This window comes from Pseudomonas anguilliseptica (assembly GCF_900105355.1).
Taxonomy (GTDB): domain Bacteria; phylum Pseudomonadota; class Gammaproteobacteria; order Pseudomonadales; family Pseudomonadaceae; genus Aquipseudomonas; species Aquipseudomonas anguilliseptica.
In genome coordinates this window covers 306,345-325,436 of record NZ_FNSC01000001.1, presented here as the reverse complement: position 1 = coordinate 325,436, position 19,092 = coordinate 306,345, and the positions used below count along the sequence as shown (strand labels likewise).

The 19,092-nt window shown below is 57.6% G+C and carries 16 protein-coding genes, 1 tRNA gene and 2 pseudogenes; 18 read left to right on the top strand and 1 reads right to left on the bottom strand.

The annotated features are described in order from the left end of the window. Positions 1 to 9 precede the first annotated feature (9 nt). The 6 genes from dnaJ (at position 10) to BLW24_RS01640 (ending at position 7,527) form a co-directional block, all read left to right on the top strand. Complete coding sequence (gene dnaJ, locus BLW24_RS01665; RefSeq protein ID WP_090375863.1) at positions 10 to 1,134, top strand: molecular chaperone DnaJ; 1,125 nt, start codon at positions 10 to 12, stop codon at positions 1,132 to 1,134. 71 nt (positions 1,135 to 1,205) lie between these two features. Continuing rightward, complete coding sequence (gene dapB, locus BLW24_RS01660; protein ID WP_090375860.1) at positions 1,206 to 2,009, top strand: 4-hydroxy-tetrahydrodipicolinate reductase; 804 nt, start codon at positions 1,206 to 1,208, stop codon at positions 2,007 to 2,009. 220 nt (positions 2,010 to 2,229) lie between these two features. After that, positions 2,230 to 3,378: a glutamine-hydrolyzing carbamoyl-phosphate synthase small subunit gene (gene carA / locus BLW24_RS01655; RefSeq protein WP_090375855.1), complete on the top strand. Its 1,149-nt coding sequence runs from the start codon at positions 2,230 to 2,232 to the stop codon at positions 3,376 to 3,378. A 36-nt stretch (positions 3,379 to 3,414) separates the two neighbouring features. Next, on the top strand, positions 3,415 to 6,636 hold the full coding sequence (carB, locus tag BLW24_RS01650) for a carbamoyl-phosphate synthase large subunit (protein WP_090375852.1): 3,222 nt from the start codon (positions 3,415 to 3,417) through the stop codon (positions 6,634 to 6,636). Further along, positions 6,633 to 7,109: a transcription elongation factor GreA gene (greA, locus tag BLW24_RS01645; protein WP_090375849.1), complete on the top strand. Its 477-nt coding sequence runs from the start codon at positions 6,633 to 6,635 to the stop codon at positions 7,107 to 7,109. The genes carB and greA overlap by 4 nt, the downstream gene beginning before the upstream one ends. Beyond that, entirely contained in the window at positions 7,081 to 7,527 is a 447-nt protein-coding gene (locus tag BLW24_RS01640; RefSeq protein WP_090375846.1) for a DUF4149 domain-containing protein, read from the top strand. Before greA ends, BLW24_RS01640 begins: the two co-directional genes overlap by 29 nt. 24 nt (positions 7,528 to 7,551) lie before the next feature. On the opposite strand, the gene yhbY is transcribed toward BLW24_RS01640, so the two are convergent. After that, positions 7,552 to 7,863 carry a ribosome assembly RNA-binding protein YhbY gene (yhbY, locus tag BLW24_RS01635; RefSeq protein ID WP_090375842.1) on the bottom strand — a complete coding sequence of 104 codons (312 nt, stop codon included), beginning with the start codon at positions 7,861 to 7,863 and terminating at the stop codon, positions 7,552 to 7,554. 102 nt (positions 7,864 to 7,965) lie between these two features. On the opposite strand from yhbY, the gene rlmE reads away from it, so the two are divergent. From rlmE to tnpC, 12 genes and pseudogenes are all read left to right on the top strand, one after another. After that, complete coding sequence (gene rlmE, locus BLW24_RS01630) at positions 7,966 to 8,589, top strand: 23S rRNA (uridine(2552)-2'-O)-methyltransferase RlmE (protein ID WP_090375839.1); 624 nt, start codon at positions 7,966 to 7,968, stop codon at positions 8,587 to 8,589. Positions 8,590 to 8,769: 180 nt separating this feature from the next. Continuing rightward, positions 8,770 to 10,686 carry an ATP-dependent zinc metalloprotease FtsH gene (ftsH, locus tag BLW24_RS01625; RefSeq protein WP_090375836.1) on the top strand — a complete coding sequence of 639 codons (1,917 nt, stop codon included), beginning with the start codon at positions 8,770 to 8,772 and terminating at the stop codon, positions 10,684 to 10,686. Between the two features lie 8 nt (positions 10,687 to 10,694). Beyond that, positions 10,695 to 11,546 carry a dihydropteroate synthase gene (folP, locus tag BLW24_RS01620; RefSeq protein ID WP_090375833.1) on the top strand — a complete coding sequence of 284 codons (852 nt, stop codon included), beginning with the start codon at positions 10,695 to 10,697 and terminating at the stop codon, positions 11,544 to 11,546. An 18-nt stretch (positions 11,547 to 11,564) separates the two neighbouring features. Next, positions 11,565 to 12,902 carry a phosphoglucosamine mutase gene (glmM, locus tag BLW24_RS01615; RefSeq protein WP_090375830.1) on the top strand — a complete coding sequence of 446 codons (1,338 nt, stop codon included), beginning with the start codon at positions 11,565 to 11,567 and terminating at the stop codon, positions 12,900 to 12,902. A 65-nt stretch (positions 12,903 to 12,967) separates the two neighbouring features. Further along, positions 12,968 to 13,723, top strand: coding sequence for a triose-phosphate isomerase (gene tpiA, locus BLW24_RS01610; RefSeq protein WP_090375827.1), 756 nt, complete (start codon positions 12,968 to 12,970; stop codon positions 13,721 to 13,723). Beyond that, on the top strand, positions 13,686 to 14,111 hold the full coding sequence (gene secG / locus BLW24_RS01605) for a preprotein translocase subunit SecG (RefSeq protein WP_420875018.1): 426 nt from the start codon (positions 13,686 to 13,688) through the stop codon (positions 14,109 to 14,111). The genes tpiA and secG overlap by 38 nt, the downstream gene beginning before the upstream one ends. Before the next feature lie 32 nt (positions 14,112 to 14,143). After that, positions 14,144 to 14,229 (top strand) — tRNA-Leu (locus tag BLW24_RS01600). 164 nt (positions 14,230 to 14,393) lie between these two features. Beyond that, positions 14,394 to 15,699 (top strand): annotated as a pseudogene (locus BLW24_RS01595) (tyrosine-type recombinase/integrase). A gap of 356 nt (positions 15,700 to 16,055) precedes the next feature. After that, entirely contained in the window at positions 16,056 to 16,874 is an 819-nt protein-coding gene (locus BLW24_RS25475; protein ID WP_139272622.1) for a hypothetical protein, read from the top strand. Positions 16,875 to 16,898: 24 nt separating this feature from the next. After that, a pseudogene (locus tag BLW24_RS01590) lies at positions 16,899 to 17,058 on the top strand (helix-turn-helix domain-containing protein); the annotation flags it as partial. Between the two features lie 46 nt (positions 17,059 to 17,104). Then, on the top strand, positions 17,105 to 17,500 hold the full coding sequence (gene tnpB / locus BLW24_RS01585) for an IS66 family insertion sequence element accessory protein TnpB (protein ID WP_244161055.1): 396 nt from the start codon (positions 17,105 to 17,107) through the stop codon (positions 17,498 to 17,500). Between the two features lie 18 nt (positions 17,501 to 17,518). Beyond that, on the top strand, positions 17,519 to 19,075 hold the full coding sequence (tnpC, locus tag BLW24_RS01580) for an IS66 family transposase (protein WP_090375563.1): 1,557 nt from the start codon (positions 17,519 to 17,521) through the stop codon (positions 19,073 to 19,075). Positions 19,076 to 19,092 lie beyond the last annotated feature (17 nt).

The following is a 19,092-nucleotide window of genomic DNA, read 5'->3' as shown; positions in this document are numbered from 1 at the left end:
TGAAGACTTATGGCTAAACGCGATTTTTACGAGGCGCTCGGTGTCGAGCGCGGTGCCAGCGAAGCGGAGCTGAAAAAAGCCTACCGCCGTCTGGCCATGAAGTATCACCCGGACCGTAACCCTGGCGATAAGGCCTCGGAAGAGAAGTTCAAGGAGGCCAACGAGGCTTACGAAGTGCTCTCCGATGCGGCCAAGCGTTCGGCTTACGACCAGTACGGGCACGCCGGGGTCGACCCGCAGATGGGTGGCGGCGGTGGCCCGGGCGGGGCGAATTTCTCCGATATCTTCGGTGATGTATTCAGCGATTTCTTTGGCGGCGGTGGTCGCGGTGGTTCACGCGGTGGTGCACAGCGCGGCAGTGATCTGCGCTACACCCTGGAGCTGGATCTGGAAGAAGCGGTGCGTGGCACGACGGTGACCATTCGCGTACCGACGCTGGTCAATTGCAAGCCTTGCGATGGCTCGGGCGCGAAGAAGGGCACTACGCCGGTGACCTGTACCACCTGTGGCGGCATCGGTCAGGTGCGGATGCAGCAGGGCTTCTTCTCGGTGCAGCAGACCTGTCCGCGTTGCCACGGCAGCGGCAAGATGATCACCGATCCTTGCGGTTCCTGTCATGGTCATGGTCGGGTAGAAGAGCACAAGACCCTGTCGGTGAAAGTGCCGGCGGGTGTCGATACTGGCGACCGCATTCGTCTGTCTGGCGAGGGCGAGGCGGGTGCCATGGGTGGCCCGGCGGGCGACCTGTATGTGGTGGTGAATGTGCGCGAGCACGCGATCTTCCAGCGCGACGGCAAGCACCTGTACTGCGAAGTGCCAATCAGTTTTGCCGATGCGGCGCTGGGCGGCGAGCTGGAAGTGCCGACCCTGGATGGTCGGGTCAAGCTGAAGATTCCGGAAGGCACCCAGACTGGCAAGATGTTCCGTCTGCGTGGCAAGGGCGTTGCTCCAGTGCGTGGCGGTGGTGCAGGTGACCTGATGTGCAAGGTGGCGGTGGAAACCCCGGTCAACCTGGATAAGCGTCAGCGCGAACTGCTCGACGAGTTCCGTAAAACCCTGGAAGGCGACAGCTCGCATTCGCCGAAGGCCAATGGCTGGTTCGAAGGTGTTAAGCGCTTCTTTGGCGACCTGTAAATCCCGCTGGCAGGCTGCGCGGTCGTTAAGCGGCGGCTGCAGCCTGGGGCGACAGCTTGGAGCTGATAGCTATGCAACGTATTGCTGTGATGGGCGCCGCCGGGCGCATGGGCAAGACCCTGATCGAGGCCGTACAGCTGGTCGATGGCGCAAGCCTGAGTGCGGCGATTGATCGTGCCGACAGCAGTCTGGTTGGCGCGGACGTCGGTGAGCTGGTGGCGCAGGGCAAGATTGGCGTCAATCTGGCGGGTGATCTGAATGCGGTGCTTGATCAGTTCGATGTGCTGATCGATTTCACTCACCCGTCGGTTACCCTGAAAAACCTGGAGATTTGCCGTCAGGCCGGCAAGGCTATGGTCATTGGCACCACCGGTTTTTCCCCGGAGGAAAAACAGCTGCTGAGTGATGCTGGCAAGCAGATTTCCATCGTGTTCGCCGCCAACTTCAGTGTTGGCGTCAACCTGTGCTTGAAACTGCTCGACACGGCGGCGCGGGTGCTGGGTGATGATGTGGATATCGAAATCATCGAAGCCCATCACCGTCACAAGGTCGATGCGCCGTCCGGCACCGCCTTGCGTATGGGTGAAGTCGTGGCCAATGCCCTGGGGCGCGATCTGCAGAAAGTCGCGGTGTATGGCCGTGAGGGGCAGACCGGTGCGCGCGAGTGCGAAACCATCGGGTTTGCCACGGTGCGCGCCGGTGATGTGGTGGGTGATCACACTGTGCTGTTCGCGGCCGATGGCGAGCGCGTGGAAATCACTCACAAGGCATCCAGTCGCATGACCTTCGCCAAGGGCGCTGTTCGTGCGGCGCTGTGGCTGCAGAATCGCAAGCCTGGCCTATACGATATGCAGGACGTTCTGGGGCTGAATTGATGTTGGGGTGGGGCATTCTGTTGCAGGAGTGCCTTTTGCCTGGCTCTCAAGTGCAACTGGCGGTGGACCGAAAAGGCAGTTTCCTGTAAGCTTTCTGCTTTAGTGTGTCCACTAAAGTTGCGCAGAATGAATCAGATAAAAAAGCGGGGTGACGGTTGATACGTCATCCCGCTTTTTTACAATCTGCGTTTGCTTCACGTTTTGATTTCCGGAGGTTTTCTTGAGTAAGCCAGCCCTTAAACCTGCCATTTTGGCTCTTGCTGATGGCAGTATTTTTCGCGGCGAGGCCATCGGTGCCGATGGCCAAACTATTGGAGAGGTGGTTTTTAACACCGCCATGACCGGCTATCAGGAAATCCTTACCGATCCTTCCTATGCCCAGCAGATTGTCACCCTGACCTATCCGCATATCGGCAATACCGGTACCACGCCGGAAGATGCCGAATCCAATCGCGTATGGGCCGCTGGCCTGATTATGCGTGACCTGCCGCTGACCTCCAGCAACTGGCGTAACAAGCAGCCGCTGGATGAATACCTCAAGGAAAACGGCACCGTCGCCATTGACGGCATCGACACTCGCCGCCTGACCCGCATCCTGCGTGAGAAAGGTTCGCAGAACGGTTGCATTCTGGTTGGCGACGACGCCACCGAAGAGAAGGCGCTGGAGCTGGCACGTAGCTTTCCTGGCCTGAAAGGCATGGATCTGGCCAAGGTGGTCAGCTGCACCGAGCGTTACGAATGGCGCTCCAGTGTGTGGAATCTGAAAGACGACAGTCATCCGCAAATCCCGGCCAGCGAGCTGCCATACCATGTGGTGGCCTACGACTACGGCGTCAAGCTGAACATCCTGCGCATGCTGGTTGAGCGCGGTTGCCGCGTGACCGTCGTGCCGGCGCAGACGCCTGCTAGCGATGTGCTGGCGCTGAATCCCGATGGCGTGTTCCTGTCCAACGGCCCAGGCGATCCCGAGCCGTGCGATTACGCGATTCGGGCGATCAAGGATGTGCTGGAAACCGAGATCCCGGTATTCGGTATCTGCCTTGGCCACCAGCTGTTGGCCCTGGCTTCCGGTGCCAAGACCCTGAAAATGGGCCACGGCCACCATGGAGCCAACCACCCGGTGCAGGACCTGAAAACCGGCGTGGTGATGATCACCAGCCAGAACCACGGTTTTGCCGTGGACGAAAGCAGCCTGCCAAGCAACGTGCGCGCCATTCACAAGTCGTTGTTCGACGGTTCCCTGCAGGGTATCGAGCGGACCGATAAGGACGCCTTCAGCTTCCAGGGTCACCCCGAAGCGAGCCCCGGCCCAGCCGATGTGGCGCCGCTGTTCGACCGTTTTATCGAAGCCATGGCCAAGCGCCGTTAAGCCAGTCGACTGACCCAAGGATTCGAGAGAGAGAACATGCCAAAGCGTACAGACATTAAAAGCATCCTGATCCTCGGCGCTGGTCCGATTGTTATCGGCCAGGCCTGCGAGTTTGACTATTCCGGTGCCCAGGCGTGTAAAGCGCTGAAAGAAGAGGGTTACCGCGTCATTCTGGTCAACTCCAACCCGGCCACCATCATGACCGATCCGGCCATGGCTGACGCCACCTACATCGAGCCGATCAAGTGGGCCACCGTGGCCAAGATCATCGAGAAGGAGCGCCCCGACGCGCTGCTGCCGACCATGGGCGGCCAGACCGCGCTGAACTGCGCGCTGGATCTGGAGCGCCACGGCGTGCTCGAGAAGTTCGGCGTCGAGATGATCGGTGCCAACGCCGATACCATCGACAAGGCCGAAGACCGTTCGCGCTTCGACAAGGCGATGAAAGACATCGGCCTGGCCTGCCCGGTATCCGGCATCGCCCACAGCATGGAAGATGCCTACGGCGTGCTGGAGAAGGTCGGCTTCCCGTGCATCATCCGTCCGTCCTTCACCATGGGCGGCACCGGCGGCGGCATTGCCTACAACCGTGAAGAGTTTGAAGAAATCTGCGCGCGCGGCCTGGATCTGTCGCCGACCAGCGAGCTGCTGATCGACGAGTCGCTGATCGGCTGGAAGGAATACGAGATGGAGGTGGTCCGCGACAAGAAGGACAACTGCATCATCGTCTGCGCCATCGAAAACTTCGACCCGATGGGCGTGCACACCGGCGATTCGATCACCGTGGCTCCGGCGCAAACCCTGACTGACAAGGAATACCAGATCCTGCGTAACGCCTCGCTGGCGGTACTGCGCGAGATTGGCGTGGAAACTGGCGGCTCCAACGTGCAGTTCGGCATCTGCCCGAACACTGGCCGTATGGTCGTGATCGAGATGAACCCGCGCGTGTCGCGTTCCTCGGCCCTGGCCTCCAAGGCCACTGGCTTCCCGATTGCCAAGATCGCCGCCAAGCTGGCTGTGGGTTACACCCTTGACGAGCTGAGCAACGACATCACTGGCGGGCGCACCCCGGCTTCGTTCGAGCCGGCCATCGACTACGTTGTGACCAAGATCCCGCGTTTTGCTTTCGAGAAGTTCCCCAAGGCCGACGCCCGCTTGACCACGCAGATGAAGTCGGTCGGCGAAGTCATGGCCATCGGCCGTACCTTCCAGGAGTCCCTGCAGAAAGCCCTGCGTGGCCTAGAAGTGGGTGTCTCTGGTTTTGATGAAAAGCTCGACCTGGCTGACCCTGAAGCAGAAAGCACCCTGCGCCGTGAGCTGACCGTGCCAAGCGCTGATCGTATCTGGTACATCGCCGATGCCTTCCGCGCTGGCAAGACGGTTGCGGAAATCTTCGAGCTGACCAATATCGATGAATGGTTCCTGGTGCAGATTGAAGACCTGTTCAAGGACGAAGAGCGCATCAAGACCCTGGCGCTGTCGAGCATTGATCGTGACTCGATGTACAAGCTTAAGCGCAAAGGCTTCTCCGACATCCGTCTGGCCAAGCTGCTGGGCGTGACCGAGAAGACCCTACGCAGTCAGCGCCACAAGTTGAAAGTGCTGCCGGTGTACAAGCGCGTCGACACCTGCGCCGCCGAGTTCGCCACCGACACCGCCTACATGTATTCGACCTACGAGGAAGAGTGCGAAGCCAATCCGTCGACCCGTGACAAGGTCATGATCCTTGGCGGTGGCCCTAACCGTATCGGTCAGGGCATCGAGTTCGACTATTGCTGCGTACACGCCGCACTGGCGCTGCGCGAAGACGGTTACGAGACCATCATGGTCAACTGCAACCCGGAAACCGTCTCCACTGACTACGACACCTCGGATCGCCTGTACTTTGAGCCAGTAACCCTGGAAGACGTGCTGGAAATCGTCCGCGTCGAGCAGCCGAAAGGTGTGATCGTGCAGTACGGCGGGCAGACCCCGCTGAAGATCTGCCGCGCTCTGGAAGAAGCCGGCGTGCCGATCATCGGTACCAGCCCTGATGCCATCGACCGCGCTGAAGACCGCGAGCGCTTCCAGCAGATGGTTCAGCGTCTTGGTCTGCGTCAGCCGGCCAACGCCACTGCGCGCAGCGAAGACGAAGCCCTGGCTCACTCCAAAAGCATCGGTTACCCGCTGGTGGTGCGTCCATCCTATGTACTGGGCGGTCGGGCGATGGAAATCGTCTACCAGGAAGACGAACTCAAACGCTATATGCGCGAAGCGGTAAAAGTCTCCAACGACAGCCCGGTGCTGCTCGATCACTTCCTCAACTGCGCCATCGAAGTGGACGTGGATGCGGTGTGTGACGGTGAAACCGTGGTGATCGGCGCGATCATGCAGCACATTGAGCAAGCTGGCGTGCACTCCGGTGACTCGGCCTGCTCGCTGCCGCCTTACTCGCTGCCGATGCATATCCAGAACGAGATCCGCGAGCAGGTCAAGAAAATGGCCCTGGAGCTCAATGTGGTCGGCCTGATGAACGTGCAGATGGCGGTGCAGGGCGAGGACATCTTCGTTATTGAAGTTAACCCTCGCGCTTCGCGTACCGTACCGTTCGTCTCCAAATGCGTCGGTGTTTCCCTGGCCAAGGTGGCTGCTCGCGTCATGGCTGGCAAGTCCCTGGCTGAGGCCGGTTACAACGCCGAGATCATCCCGCCGTATTTCAGTGTCAAGGAAGCGGTATTCCCGTTTGCCAAGTTCCCTGGTGTCGACCCGATCCTTGGCCCAGAGATGAAGTCCACTGGTGAAGTGATGGGCGTCGGCGATACCTTCGGCGAGGCTTTTGCCAAGGCGCAGATGGGTGCCAGCGAAGTGCTGCCGAACGCAGGCGTGGCCTTTATCAGTGTGCGTGATGACGATAAGCCGTTGGTGGCTGGCGTTGCCCGCGATCTGATCGGGCTTGGCTTTGAAGTGGTGGCAACTGCCGGTACTGCCAAGCTGATCGAGGCGGCTGGGTTGCCAGTGCGTCGCGTGAACAAGGTGACTGAGGGTCGTCCGCACGTGGTCGACATGATCAAGAATGACGAAGTCACGCTGATCATCAACACCACTGAAGGTCGTCAGTCCATCGCTGACTCCTACTCCATTCGTCGTAACGCTCTGCAGCACAAGATCTACTGCACCACCACTATTGCGGCGGGTCAGGCGATCTGTGAGGCGCTGAAGTTCGGTCCCGAGAAGACCGTGCGCCGGCTGCAGGATCTGCATGCAGGAATCAAGGCATGACCAAATACCCCATGACCGTCCAGGGTGCTCGCGCCCTGGAAGAAGAGCTGGCACATCTGACCAAGGTGGTGCGTCCCAAGCTCAGCCAGGATATCGGCACCGCGCGCGAGCTCGGTGACCTCAAGGAAAACGCTGAATACCACGCTGCGCGCGAGCAGCAGGGTATGGTTGAGGCGCGTATCCGCGATATCGAAGGCCGTCTGCAGAATGCGGTGATCATCGACGTCACCACTATTGAGCACACCGGCAAGGTGATTTTTGGCACCACCGTGGAAATCGCTAACTGCGAGACCGATGAAAGCGTGGTCTATCAGATCGTTGGTGAAGACGAAGCGGACATCAAGCAGCGCAAGATTTCTGTCGGCTCACCTATCGCACGTGCCTTGATCGGCAAAAACGAAGGCGGCGTGGTGGTGGTGCAGACGCCAAGTGGTGCGCTGGAGTATGAGATCGTCGAGGTTCGTCATCTCTAAGCCGGGCGCGCGCGATGCGGGCGCAATCAGCTGGCTGCTGGCTCAGACACTCTGGGTTGGTGGCCTCTGGTTGCTGCATTTTCTGCTGATACCGGCAGTTGCCAAGATCGGCCTGGCTTCGTTGCTGGTCGAAGAGATCAGCAATACCCTGCGACCATTGCTGGTTGGTCTGGCGGCGGTTTGCGCTGGCTTGCAGGTGTTGGTGCTGATTCGTGCCGAGCGCCTGGCAAGCCTGTGGCGTGATGCTCGCGGGCAGTTGCTGTTGGTTGTGGTGGCGATGGCAGGCAGTTACTTCGCTGTGCGCCAACTGCTGCCTGAGGCTGAACTGTGGTTGATGTTCAGTTATCTGGTCATGGCTTTTTGCGGGTTGTTATTGGTCTTGCAGCCAGTGCCGCAAAAGCTCAGGCAAAGGCGCTGAGCGCGCCTTGCAGCGGCCGACTAATCAGCCGTGATAACGATGAACGTTGGACAGGTTCTTGTTCACTTTCGGGTTCTTGCGGTAGATCAGCGCCATTTTACCAATCACCTGAACCAGTTCGGCTTTGCCGGCTTTGCACAGTTCATTGATGGCCGCGAGGCGGTCTTCACGCTCAGTGATGCGTAATTGCACTTTAATCAGTTCATGATCGCCCAGTGCGCGTTCCAGTTCAGTCAGCACACCTTCGGTCAGACCGTTGTCAGCCACGATCAATACAGGCTTCAAATGGTGACCGATAGATTTGAATTGTTTCTTCTGCTCTTGAGTGAGCGGCATAATCTGATTCCTGCATTTAATCTGGTAAAAAACGGCGGTTAGTTTACCCGAGCGCCTTCGGGGCCGCCCAGATATTCATGCGTTGCACATTCGAGGTATTGCGTGGCCCGTTCCAAGACCAGTCAAGGTTGGCTGAAAGAGCACTTCAACGACCCCTACGTCAAAATGGCGCAGAAGGATGGCTATCGTTCGCGCGCCAGCTACAAGCTGCTGGAGATTCAGGAGAAGGATCGCATCCTGCGGCCTGGCATCACTGTAGTTGATCTAGGTGCTGTGCCGGGCGGCTGGTCGCAAGTCACCAGTCGGGTGATCGGTGACAAAGGGCGCTTGATCGCTTCAGATATCCTGGAGATGGACAGCATTCCGGACGTTGCCTTCATCAAGGGTGACTTTACCGATGATGAGGTGTTCGCGCAGATTCTCGAGGCCATCGGTGATCACCCGGTAGACCTTGTGATTTCCGATATGGCCCCCAATATGAGTGGGGTAAGGGAGTCGGATCAGCCTCGCGCGATGTACCTGTGTGAGTTGGCGCTGGATTTGTCGACCCGGGTATTGCGACCGGGTGGTGATTTTCTGATCAAGATCTTCCAGGGCGAAGGTTTCGATCTGTACCACAAGCAGGTGCGTCAGCTATTCGACAAGGTGCAGATGCGCAAGCCGCTGTCCTCGCGTGACCGCTCCCGCGAGCAATATCTGCTGGCACGAGGCTTCCGCGGCCTCTGACGGCGTTGGGGTTGCGGCGAATTGTGGTGGGGCTTTGTGGTCTCACAACAAATAAAGGGTTACAGACGGCGTCTGCCAGGGGTGGGCGTTGTGTAGTAAGTTAGATCGGTACATAACTGGTCGTCATGCGAAGTGCGCTTCGACACGGGGCCTGCTTCAGAGGGTAGCTAATTGAACGACATGGCAAAGAATCTGGTTCTGTGGCTGATCATCGCCGCCGTCTTGGTGACGGTGATGAACAATTTCTCCAGCCCGACTGAGTCGAACAAACTCAACTATTCGCAGTTTATCCAGCAGGTTCAGGATGGCGGCGTTAAGCGAGTAACGGTTGATGGCTTTATCATCAGCGGTACGCGTACTGATGGTTCCTCGTTCGAGACCGTGCGTCCGGCGATTCAGGATAATGGCCTGATCAAGGACCTGATGGACAACAACGTCGAGATCGTCGGCAAGCAGCCTGAGCAGCAGAGTATCTGGACTCAGCTATTGGTCGCCAGCTTCCCGATTCTGGTGATCATCGCCGTGTTCATGTTCTTTATGCGCCAGATGCAGGGTGGTGCTGGCGGCAAGGGCGGGCCGATGAGCTTCGGCAAGAGCAAGGCACGCCTGCTCTCGGAAGATCAGGTCAAGACGACCTTCGCTGACGTCGCCGGTTGCGACGAGGCCAAGGAAGAAGTCAGTGAGTTGGTTGAGTTTTTGCGTGATCCGGGCAAGTTTCAGCGCCTGGGCGGCCGTATCCCGCGTGGCGTGTTGATGGTCGGCTCGCCAGGTACCGGTAAGACTTTGCTGGCCAAGGCGGTTGCCGGTGAAGCCAAAGTGCCGTTTTTCACCATTTCCGGTTCGGATTTTGTGGAAATGTTTGTCGGTGTCGGCGCATCCCGTGTGCGTGACATGTTCGAACAGGCTAAGAAGCACGCGCCGTGCATCATCTTTATTGACGAAATCGACGCCGTGGGTCGCCATCGTGGCGCAGGCATGGGCGGCGGTCACGACGAGCGTGAGCAGACTCTCAACCAGTTGCTGGTAGAGATGGACGGCTTCGAAATGAACGACGGCATCATTGTGATCGCTGCCACCAACCGTCCTGACGTACTTGACCCTGCCTTGCTGCGCCCGGGTCGTTTCGACCGCCAGGTCGTGGTGGGGCTGCCGGACATTCGTGGCCGCGAGCAGATTCTCAAAGTGCACATGCGCAAAGTGCCGATGGGCGAAGATGTTGCCCCGGCGGTGATCGCGCGGGGTACCCCGGGCTTTTCCGGTGCGGATCTGGCCAATCTGGTCAACGAGGCATCGCTGTTTGCTGCCCGTGCCGGTAAGCGTCTGGTCGAAATGAAAGAGTTCGAGCTGGCCAAGGACAAGATCATGATGGGGGCTGAGCGCAAAACCATGGTCATGTCGGACAAGGAAAAACTCAACACTGCATTTCACGAAGCTGGCCATGCAATTGTCGGGCGTCTGGTGCCTGAGCATGATCCGGTCTACAAGGTGTCGATCATTCCGCGCGGCCGCGCCCTGGGCGTGACCATGTTCCTGCCTGAGGAAGACCGTTACAGTCTGAGCAAGCGTGTGCTGACCAGCCAGATCTGCTCGCTGTTCGGTGGTCGTATCGCCGAAGAAATGACCCTGGGTTTTGATGGCGTCACCACTGGTGCGTCCAACGACATCATGCGCGCCACTCAGTTGGCCAAGAACATGGTCACTAAGTGGGGTCTGTCGGAAAAGCTCGGTCCGCTGATGTATGCGGAGGAGGAGGGTGAGGTATTCCTCGGTCGTAGCATGGGCAGCAATCAGAGCAATGTCTCTGCCGACACCGCCAAGCTGATTGACCAGGAAGTGCGTAGCATCATCGACGAGTGCTACGGCACCGCCAAGCGCCTGCTGCAGGAAAATCGCGATAAGCTTGATGCGATGGCTGAAGCGCTGATGAAGTACGAAACCATTGATGCCGAGCAAATCGAAGACATCATGAATGGTCTCGCACCGCGTGAGCCGAAAGGCTGGCAAGGCGGTGACGACAACAACGGTACGCCGAGCGCGCCTGTTGAAGTTACCGAGTCCACAGAGAAGCCAATTGGTGGCCCAGCCGCCGAGCTTTAAGGTTTTCCATGTCTGTTGCTCCAACCTTTGACCGGCTGCCCTGTGGCAGCCGGTTTCTTGATTTAAGCCGTCCGCAAGTGATGGGTATCCTCAACGTCACCCCCGACTCATTTTCCGATGGTGGGCGCTATGGCCAGTGTGATGCGGCTTTGCGTCATGCCGAGGCGATGCTGCAGGCGGGGGCGACCCTGATTGATGTCGGTGGTGAGTCGACCCGGCCCGGTGCTCGTGCAGTTTCACCGGTCGAGGAGCTGGAGCGGGTTGCGCCGGTCGTCGAGGCCATTGCTCGTGAGCTGGATGTGATCATTTCGGTGGATACCTCAACGCCAGCAGTCATCCGCGAAACGGCGCGGCTGGGGGCGGGATTGATCAATGGCGTGCGTTCACTGCAGCGTGAGGGTGCGCTGGATGCGGCGGCGGATAGCGGTTTGCCGGTGTGTCTGATGCATATGCGTGGCGAGCCCACGACCATGCAGCAGAACCCTCAGTACTCTGATGTCGTGGCAGAAGTGTGCGAGTTTCTGCTTGAGCGGCTGGCCGCCTGTACGGCGGCGGGGATTGGCGCTGAGCGAGTCATTCTTGATCCGGGTTTTGGTTTTGCGAAAACCTTGGAGCACAATCTGTCGCTGTTCAAGCACCTACCAGTGCTGCATGCGTTAGGGCGACCTTTGCTGGTGGGGGTGTCGCGCAAGAGTATGATCGGCAAGGTGTTGGGGCATGAAGTAGGCGAGCGCCTATATGGCAGTCTGGCCCTGGCTGCGCTGGCGTTGAGCAAAGGTGCACACATCTTGCGGGTCCACGACGTGGCACAGACGGTTGATGTTGTACGGATGATCGCTGCGGTTGAAGCGGCCGAATAAGTTAGAAGGAATTGTGGGATGGGTAGAAAATATTTTGGTACTGACGGTATTCGTGGGCGTGTCGGTGACTTCCCTATTACCCCGGAATTCATGCTCAAGCTCGGCTGGGCGGCCGGGATGGCGTTTCGCAAGCAGGGCAAGTGCCTCATTCTGATCGGCAAGGACACGCGCATCTCCGGTTATATGTTCGAGTCTGCCCTGGAGGCGGGCCTGTCTGCGGCGGGGGCTGATGTAATGCTGCTCGGGCCAATGCCGACGCCGGCAATCGCGTATCTGACTCGGACGTTCCATGCCGAGGCGGGGATCGTTATCAGTGCCTCGCACAACCCCCATCATGACAACGGCATCAAGTTCTTCTCTGGGCAAGGAACCAAGCTGCCGGACGAAATCGAGTTGATGATCGAAGAGTTGCTTGATCAGCCGATGATGGTCGTTGAGTCCGAGCAGCTAGGCAAGGTCTCGCGAATCAATGATGCCGCTGGGCGCTATATCGAGTTCTGTAAGAGCAGTGTGCCGAGCAGTACCGACTTCGCCGGGCTGAAGATTGTGGTCGACTGCGCCCATGGCGCGGCGTACAAGGTTGCACCTAGCGTATTCCGTGAGTTGGGCGCGCAGGTTACGGTGCTTTCAGCGCAGCCCAATGGCTTGAATATCAATGACAGCTGCGGCTCGACCCACGTCGAGGCGCTGCAGGCTGAAGTGCTGGCGCAGCAGGCTGATCTGGGTATTGCCTTTGATGGTGATGCGGATCGGGTGTTGATGGTCGATCACTCCGGTGCCGTAGTGGATGGCGATGAGCTGCTGTTTATCATCGCCCGTGATCTGCTGGAGCGCGGCAAGCTGCAAGGGGGCGTTGTTGGTACGCTGATGAGTAACCTCGGGCTGGAGCTTACTCTGGCTGATCTGGGTATTCCGTTTGTGCGTGCCAAGGTCGGTGACCGTTACGTGATTGCCGAGTTGCTGTCGCGCAACTGGCAGTTGGGTGGGGAAAATTCCGGTCATCTAGTGTGTTTCCAGCACACCACTACTGGTGATGCAATTATCGCTGCGCTGCAGGTGTTGATGGCGCTCAAGCGTCGTGAGCAAACCCTGGGCGAGGCTCGCCTCGGGATGCAGAAGTGTCCGCAGGTACTGGTGAACGTTCGCTTTGCTGGCGGTGTTGACCCTCTGGAGCACCCAGCTGTGCAGCAGGCCAGTGCGCGGGTGACCGAGCAGATGGTTGGTCGTGGGCGGGTGCTGCTGCGCAAGTCCGGCACCGAACCGTTGGTGCGGGTTATGGTTGAGGGTGACGATGAAGGCCAGGTGCGCGGCTATGCCGATGAATTGGCTAAAGTTGTTGCTGATGTATGTGCTTGATTCGGCTTGCCAGTCGGGTGGCTGTTGGGTAACATCTGCGCCCTCTTTGACCGACGAGGTAAAGTATGCGTCGCCCAATGGTTGCTGGTAACTGGAAAATGCACGGTACCCGCGCCAGCGTCGCAGAGCTGATCAACGGTCTCAATCAGCAGGTGTTGCCTGCTGATGTGGATGTGGCGGTTTTCCCGTCTTGTTTGCATCTTGGTCAGGTGGTTGAAGGTCTGGCCGGCAAGGCTGTTGCGGTAGGTGCGCAAGATTGTGCTACCGAAGCGCAGCAAGGTGCTTTGACTGGCGAAGTGGCTGCAAGTCAGTTGCATGATGCGAGCTGTTCGCTGGTGCTGGTTGGTCACTCCGAGCGTAGATCGCTGTTGGGTGAGAGTGATGAGGTTGTGACACGCAAGTTTGCGGCGGCGCAGTCTTCAGGCTTGATTCCGGTGTTGTGTGTCGGTGAGACCCTGGCGCAGCGTGAGGCGGGGCAGGCACTTGAAGTGGTTGCTGCGCAGTTGTCTGCGGTGGCCGATGCGCTGGGTGTTGAGGTGTTTGCCGCTGCGGTCATTGCCTACGAGCCAGTTTGGGCCATTGGTACTGGTCTGACCGCATCGCCTGCGCAAGCGCAGGAAGTGCATGCGGCAATTCGTGCGCGGTTGGCGGCGAAAAGCCCTGAGTTGGCGGGCGAGGTAAGAATTCTTTATGGCGGCAGCGTCAAGGCCGCCAGTGCAGCCGAGTTGTTCGGTATGCCGGATATCGATGGGGGGCTTGTGGGTGGAGCCTCTCTGAATGCGGATGAGTTCGGTGCGATTTGTCGCGCCGCAGGAAGCTAAAGAAATGCTGGAAACAGTTATCGTTGTTCTTCATCTGCTGGGTGCTATCGGTGTTGTTGTGCTGGTTTTGCTGCAGCAGGGTAAAGGTGCGGACGCAGGTGCTTCTTTTGGTGCGGGTGCTTCTTCTACCGTATTCGGTAGCCAAGGAACTACTACCTTTTTGAGTCGCGTTACTGCTATACTCGCCACCGCTTTTTTCATGACTAGCTTGGGTTTAGCGTTCTTTGCTAAAGACAAAGCTGATGGTATGGCTCAGGTCGGTTTGCCTGATCCAGCAGTCCTGGAAGTACAACAGGCTAAGCCAGCTGTTGACGATGTACCTGTTCTCGATGCAGCTAAGCCGGCTACTGAAGCGGCGGACGTACCTCAGGCTCCTGAGCAGCAGTAAAACGTAGTAGGTTGTACGCAACAAACGATTTTGCCGAGGTGGTGGAATTGGTAGACACGCTACCTTGAGGTGGTAGTGGCCATAGGCTGTAGGGGTTCGAGTCCCCTCCTCGGTACCAATAACTAGTTTTATGCCGTCCAATTCGGTCGCATAAATACTACGGAAGCCCCGCCCAGTGCGGGGTTTTTCGTCTAAAGCTGTTTTATGTCGTCCTATGCAAGCCCAAGCTTTTAGGTACATACTTAGGTACACGATTGATCCGATAATTGGCGTGTACCTAAAATGGCCAGAACAGCGATCCCGCTTACAGACTCCAAATGCAATGCAGCCAAGCCTCGCGAAAAGGATTACCAACTGTTTGATGGCCAAGGGCTGTATCTTCTGGTCAAAAAGACCGGGGCCAAGCTATGGCGCTTTAAGTACACAAAGCCGGATGGGGGCGGCGGCCATGCATCATTCGGCAACTATCCTGCCCGGTCATTAAAGGGTGCGCGTGAACGCAGGGCGGAAGCTCTAGCCCTTCTGGCACAAGGCAGTGACCCGGTTGAACACGCTCGTCAGGTGAAGCGTACCGAGGCGGCTGCCAGCTTGAATACCTTTGAGTTGGTGGGGCGCGCATGGCATGCAAGCATGGTCAAGTGGTCGCCTGAGCATTCGGCACGCGTTCTGAAGTGGCTTGAATCCGACCTTTTCCCGATGATCGGTAAGCGTGGCATAGGTGAGCTGAAAACCAGTGACTTGCTTGCGCCAATCAGGGCTGTAGAGAGGCGCGGTGCCTTGGACGTGGCCGCGCGCTTGAAGCAGCGAACGGCATGCATCATGCGCTACGCCGTGCAGCGGGGGGCTCATTGACTACAACCCAGCTCAAGACTTTGCTGGCGCTCTAGCCTCGCGCAAGACAATGCATCGCCCAGCCTTGCCGCTCGAGCGTTTGCCGGAACTGCTGGCACGTATCGACGCAGACGAAGGGCGAGCCATCACCAGGCTGGCTGTGCGCCTAACCCTAGCCGTGTTTATTCGCTCTAGCGAGCTGAGATTTGCCCGCTGGCCTGAGGTTGACCTAGGCCGGTCTCTATGGACGATCCCTGGCCAGCGCCAGGCAATCGAAGGGGTGAAGCATTCTCAGCGCGGGTCAAAGATGGGGACCCCGCACCTTGTTCCATTGTCGCGCCAGGCCGCGATCCTGCTGGAGCAGGTGCAGGCGCTTTCCGGTGGCTTTGAATTGGTGTTTCCCGGCGACCACTACCAGCACAAACCCATGAGCGAGAACACCATAAACACGGCTTTACGGCGCATGGGGTACGACACCAAAACTGAGGTGTGCGGTCATGGTTTTCGCGCCATGGCCTGTAGCGCACTTGTCGAGTCGGGGTTGTGGTCGCGTGATGCGGTGGAGCGGCAGATGAGCCATCAAGAGCGCAACGGTGTGCGAGCGGCCTATATTCACAAGGCGGAACACCTGGAGGAGCGTCGACTAATGGTGCAATGGTGGGCTGACTACCTTGATGCCAACCGTGACCAGCATGTAACCCCGTTCGACTTCGCCCATACAAGCGGAGGCAGCGGGGTGGCTATGCGTCGGGCCTGATACATGACTCTACTTTGCGGCGGTAAGTTATCGGGCTACGGCGGCTAGTCTGGCTCGACGCTACTTATGGCTTATGGCGTCCACCAGTCCCCTGAGTGCCGAGTGGCCGGTGTTTCATTTCTCAGCGCGCGGGGTGGGTTCGTTACCTGAAAAAACACTGCCGAAAACTGACACTGGGCTTTAGATGAGTAATTCCGAACGTCCGCGTCCGCTAGACCGGTTAGAGAAAATCGCCTAAAAGCCTGCACGCCAAGTCTCTGAAATAGCTGAGCTAGACTACCGATACAATATACTGCTCAGTAACTCGTGCTGACTCAAGTAAACCAGCCTGAACCACTGACAAGGTAAGTCTTCCCGTGACAAGCTCCCAAAGCGTGAAACCAATACAGTCCGCTGAGAAGTTAGCAAATGCTTACGGTATATCTTCACAAGCTCTAATAGAAATTTTTACCGTTATCAACATAAATCTATTCATTGAAGCACCAGTTGATAATTACGACTTGTTCTTATCTGACATGTCAGAAAGGAAAATATCGAATACATTACCATTAAATGAAAATGTAAAATCTATACTTAAGTCTGCTCAATATCAAGTAGTTACAGATTTAATTGAATACCTTTGTCTTGTTCCAAATGATTACAAACTCATAGCTTTAAAAAATGGCATTCGAATTGACAAGTTCCTTTTTGCCGGCAGCTATGATGTTAATTCAGGAATTAAAATAGCAACCCCTGCCGAGTTCGCAAGAGTACATATAAGCACGAATCCAATATTTTGGTTTAAATATTTATACGGATATATTTGCGCTAGAAAAAAACAACAAAACAAGAAAGAAGAAATAGACATGAATGCAGGAAGCGAATGCAGCATTCGAATATCATTCTCAGACCTATTAATCTCCCCTAATGACATGGAATTAATTATCCCTCAATTACCATGCAGAAAACCTCAATTACATCCGAGTCAAGATCCGCACATATCCGACAGCCTTCACTTCATCAATGAGTTACACAGAGAAATATTAGGAATAGAGTCAAGCTATGAGCGTCGATCATTAAATGAAACCAAGGCGTATATTAAAACTAGACTGAAGGAGTATTGGATCGGAGATAAGAGTGGGCTAGAAACAAAAATCAGAGAAGCGGCGGCGGCAAAAACTGAGTGCAACACCTGATCTTTCCGATACGGTGCTGCCCCTATGTCTTATTCCGAACTCAGCGTTGAAGAGCGCGCCACTATTCAAATCGGTCATGCCCAAGGCTTTAGCCTGCGCAAGATTGCCCACCTGATCAACCGATCCCCCTCGACTATCAGTCGCGAGTTGCGCCGTAATCGAGAGGTCTGCGGTCGTTACTCGGTAAGCGCTCCATAAACCTCATCTACAAATGATCCGCAGGCCAGCCAATGCTGAGCTCCAATTTCTTTCTGGAGCCAGCCGTCATGATGCGCCCCGACGCCAAAGTCGAAAAAGTCTATCTATACCCCAAGCCGTTGGATTTCCGAAAATCCATCGATGGCCTGGCCGCCCTGGTCGAGCTGGATATCAAGGTGGCGGTGTTCGACCCGGTGCTGTTCGTCTTCCTCAACCGCGCGCGCAGCCGGGTGAAGATTTTGTATTGGGAGCGCAACGGCTTTTGCCTGTGGCTCAAGCGATTGGAGGCTGAACGCTTCAAGTCGCATCCGGAACCTGGCGAAGATGCGATCGTGCTGACGGCCCAGGAGTTGAACTGGTTGTTGGACGGTATCGACCTGTGGCGCAACCGGCCGCACCAGGTTTTGACCCCTAGGTTCGTCACCTGAGCCGGTATAATCCACGGCATGATTTCTGTGCCCGAAACCCTTCCTGATGACCCCGCCGCGCTCAAGCAATTGCTCGCTGAGGTGTTGTCGTCGGCGCAGGAATTGGCCAAGGACAAGGATGGGCAGATCGAGCGCCTGCGCGAACAAAACGCGCTGTTGATCCAGCGCCTGTTCGGCCGTAAATCCGAGCAGAGCAGCGACCCGGATTCACCGCAGCTAGAGATGTTCAACGAAGCGGAAAGCCTGGCCGAAGCGGCGGCTGAAGCTCCGGCCGCTGAGGTCGAGGAAGAAGTCGTTGCGCCGACCAAGCGCCGCGGCAAGCGCAAGCCGTTACCGGCCGAACTACCGCGTGTCGAGGTCATCCACGAACTGCCCGAACACGAACTGACCTGCGAATGCGGTTGCCGCAAGCAGGCCATCGGCGAAGAAACCAGCGAGCAGCTGGAAATCATCCCGATGCAGGTTCAGGTGATCCGCCACATTCGCAAGACCTATGCCTGCAAGGCCTGCGAAAGCGCGCCGGTCACCGCTGACAAACCGGCCCAACTGATCGAGAAAAGGCTGGCCAGCCCGAGCGTGCTGGCGATGCTGCTGACCAGCAAATACGCCGACGGCATCCCACTGTATCGCTTCGAAAAGATGCTCAGTCGCCATGGCATCGACATCCCCCGGCAGACCCTGGCGCGCTGGGTGATCCAGTGCGGCGAACTGCTACAACCGTTGCTCAACCTGATGCGCGACAGGCTGCTGGACAGTCCGGTGATCCACTGCGATGAAACCCGCGTGCAGGTGCTCAAGGAGCCTGGGCGCGATCCGAGCAGCCACTCCTGGATGTGGGTGCAGACCGGTGGCCCGCCTGGCAAACCGGTGATCCTCTTCGACTACACAACCAGCCGCGCGCAGGAGGTGCCGCTGCGCCTGCTCGACGGTTATCGCGGCTACCTGATGACCGACGATTACGCCGGCTACAACGCCGTGGCCGCACAACAAGGTGTTGAACGCCTGGCCTGCTGGGCGCATGCGCGGCGCAAGTTCGTCGAAGCGCAAAAGGTGCAACCGAAGGGCAAAACCGGGCGTGCCGACATCGCGTTGGGGATGATCAACAAGCTCTACGGCATCGAGCGCGAACTTAAGGATGCCAGCGATGAACAGCGCTACCGGGGCCGCCAGCAGCACAGCCTACCGCTCCTCGATCAGCTCAAGACCTGGCTGGAGAAAACCCAGCCGCAGGTCACGGCGCAGAATGCCCTGGGCAAAGCAGTGAACTACCTGGCGAGCAACTGGAGCCGACTCGAACGCTACATCGAGGCTGGCCACCTGCCGATCGATAACAACGCTGCCGAGCGCGCGATCCGGCCCTTCGTCATAGGTCGCAAGAACTGGCTGTTCAGCGACACGCCGAAAGGCGCGACCGCCAGCGCCCAACTCTACAGCCTGGTGGAAACCGCCAAGACCAATGGCCAGGAGCCCTACGCCTGGCTGCGCCATGTCCTCGAACGCCTGCCGCTGGCCAACAGCGTTGAAGCCTACGAAGCGCTGCTGCCTTGGAACTGCCAACCAACGACGCCACTGTAAAACGCAAAACCTCTCCA

Coding starts and splice junctions, on each gene's coding strand:
- yhbY (WP_090375842.1), bottom strand. CDS start 7,863: ATGCCGCTCACTCAAGAGCAGAAGAAACAATTCAAATCTATCGGTCAC.
- tnpC (WP_090375563.1), top strand. CDS start 17,519: ATGATTTCTGTGCCCGAAACCCTTCCTGATGACCCCGCCGCGCTCAAG.
- folP (WP_090375833.1), top strand. CDS start 10,695: ATGTCTGTTGCTCCAACCTTTGACCGGCTGCCCTGTGGCAGCCGGTTT.
- tpiA (WP_090375827.1), top strand. CDS start 12,968: ATGCGTCGCCCAATGGTTGCTGGTAACTGGAAAATGCACGGTACCCGC.
- dnaJ (WP_090375863.1), top strand. CDS start 10: ATGGCTAAACGCGATTTTTACGAGGCGCTCGGTGTCGAGCGCGGTGCC.
- greA (WP_090375849.1), top strand. CDS start 6,633: ATGACCAAATACCCCATGACCGTCCAGGGTGCTCGCGCCCTGGAAGAA.
- secG (WP_420875018.1), top strand. CDS start 13,686: ATGAGTTCGGTGCGATTTGTCGCGCCGCAGGAAGCTAAAGAAATGCTG.
- BLW24_RS01640 (WP_090375846.1), top strand. CDS start 7,081: ATGAGATCGTCGAGGTTCGTCATCTCTAAGCCGGGCGCGCGCGATGCG.
- dapB (WP_090375860.1), top strand. CDS start 1,206: ATGCAACGTATTGCTGTGATGGGCGCCGCCGGGCGCATGGGCAAGACC.
- carB (WP_090375852.1), top strand. CDS start 3,415: ATGCCAAAGCGTACAGACATTAAAAGCATCCTGATCCTCGGCGCTGGT.
- glmM (WP_090375830.1), top strand. CDS start 11,565: ATGGGTAGAAAATATTTTGGTACTGACGGTATTCGTGGGCGTGTCGGT.
- tnpB (WP_244161055.1), top strand. CDS start 17,105: ATGCTGAGCTCCAATTTCTTTCTGGAGCCAGCCGTCATGATGCGCCCC.
- ftsH (WP_090375836.1), top strand. CDS start 8,770: ATGGCAAAGAATCTGGTTCTGTGGCTGATCATCGCCGCCGTCTTGGTG.